Genomic DNA, 784 nt, shown 5'->3' with positions numbered 1-784 from the left:
TAACGGTTGTTTGAGYGCAGCGAGTTTCCGTCATGCCCGACCATATCGAGAAGCACAGGAACCCGCAGGCAAGCATGGGCTGCCCTTTTCTTTGGTTCGTTTTTTGATTCGAGGCATCCATGCCTCTCACCCTTCGGGCGCTTCCGGCGTCCAAATTTGTTCCAGACAAATTTGTGGGCACGCAAAAGAAATGAACGCCCGCGGCAGCGTTCCAATCCATGAAATCAATAAATCACTGAAGATTGGAATCCCCCAACAACTAGCTATTGTTCTACCTTTTGTTTCGACTTAAGGTCGAGTCAGGGGAATGCATGCCCATTCCCCTAACAACCCCAGGGCACCCCCTGTGTTGGCCTGCGGCTTCACTGCGTTGCTCGCTTGCTCTGGCGTACGGCCAAAACTCGCTGCGCTCGAACACTGGCCGCCCGTTATCCAGACCAAGCTGCGCTACTCGTCAACACAAAAGGGGATGTTTGAACTTGCCTCCACTGCAAATAAAGCCCAACAAAAACCGTCATTCCAGCTCATGCAGGAAAGAATCCACAAACGCCCTTATGCGAAGCCGAGCATCGCAGAGCTGGTCGGATCAGCATAACGGTTGTTTGAGCGCAGCGAGTTTCCGTCATGCCCGACCATATCGAGAAGCACAGGGAACCCGCAGGGCAAGCATGGGCTGCCCTTTTCTTTGGTTCGTTTTTTTGATTCGAGGCATCCATGCCTCTCACCCTTCGGGCGCTTCCKGMGTCCAACTTTGTTCCAGACAAATTTGTGGGCACGCAAAGAA

1 protein-coding gene is annotated in these 784 nt (G+C 52.9%); it reads left to right on the top strand.

From position 1 onward, the window contains the following. Nucleotides 1-292: hypothetical protein (locus tag MPL1_RS14215; protein WP_235045593.1), on the top strand; the 292-nt coding region annotated here is incomplete at its 5' end. Nucleotides 293-784 lie beyond the last annotated feature (492 nt).

It is taken from the genome of Methylophaga lonarensis MPL (assembly GCF_000349205.1).
Classification (GTDB): Bacteria; Pseudomonadota; Gammaproteobacteria; order Nitrosococcales; family Methylophagaceae; genus Methylophaga; species Methylophaga lonarensis.
This window is presented reverse-complemented; position numbering and strand designations above follow the sequence as displayed.